At 62.6% G+C, this 1,241-nt stretch carries 1 protein-coding gene; it reads right to left on the bottom strand.

The window, feature by feature from the left end; translation table 11 throughout:
* Positions 1–1,196 (bottom strand): GGDEF domain-containing protein (locus tag ACZY0B_RS27520; protein WP_463767382.1); only part of this gene is annotated, 1,196 nt, incomplete at its 3' end.
* Positions 1,197–1,241: the final 45 nt, after the last annotated feature.

Genomic DNA, 1,241 nt, shown 5'->3' with positions numbered 1-1,241 from the left:
AATTGGTCCCCGTTCATCCGCGCGACGGTGTCGGTGGCGCGGACATTGGCCTGCAGCCGCTCGCCGACGCTGCGCAAGAGTTCGTCGGCGACGGCATAACCGAGCGTGTCATTGACCATGGCGAAGTCACTGATATTGAGCGCAATGACGCTGACCGGGACGCCGTGGTGAATGTGCAACCGAGCCGCGTGCGAGAGCCGATCGTCAAATAGTCGCTGATTCGCTAATCCAGTTAACGGGTCCCGCAGGGCGGCGTCAGACAGCTCGGCAAGCAGATGTTGTTTCCGGTCGAGCAGTAACAAGTGGCGAGCCAGCGTGGTGAGGAACAGCACCACACAGACCGCGAAGATAAACGTATCGCCCGGGTTTGTTGGCCAAAAGTGGACGGCACCGACGGCAATCGCCAACAGCACCGGCCAATACGGCAGCCACAGCGACGTTCTCGACAATGGTTGAGAGAAACCGAGGTCGAGGTCCGGCCCGGGGCGAGACGCAATACCTGCCAGAGCGACGAAGTAGATTCCGGTGGCCCATCCGAGAATGACGAGGTGACTGGGCACATGTTCGGGATGGCCTTCAAAGACGTGCAGGACACCGGCCCCTGCGATGACTCCCCACCCCAGTGTCATGAGCGTCGGTGAGACTTTGCGGCCCGGCTCGGCTTTTCGCACGGTGATGAACGAAACGACAACAAGCCCGAGGTAGACGGCTGTGGCGGTGGCCAACATCATCTGCGGGAGGCCGATGACTTGTGCAGGTCGGCGGAAGTGGCCCAGCACCAGAATGGCCAACACAATCAACAAAGATGCGGCGACCAGGAGGCCGTCAAGCAGGAGGCCGATGCCGAATCGGGAGTCGTCGCGGCTGGGGATAGTCACTGCGGTGGCGAACGCGCAAAGCGGCAAGACCACGTAGCCCAAGTTGGCCGCCGATAGTTCCGGCATCGGCGGGATGCCGCCCAGACCCACGTAACACCACACAAATTGGCCGGCGGTCCAGGCGGCCAGCCCGATACTCAACACCATCCACGCCAGGCGCTGGCGGCCTCGAGCGACCCGGGCGGCGTGGACTGCGCAGCCGTTTGCGAACATGCTCAGAACCCAGAGTCCTACCGGGACGGCCACCGGGCGATCCGACACACCCATTTCGGTGAACAGCAGAACGCCGAACACGAGCAACCCGACAGTCGCCAACACGGCCACCGCGGATCGGCGTCGTGTCAGTGAGAACATTTCCCGTCC

This window comes from Mycobacterium sp. IDUB_19, assembly GCF_055419445.1.
The sequence above is the reverse complement of the archived record's forward strand: the minus strand, read 5'-3'. Positions and strand labels throughout refer to the sequence as shown.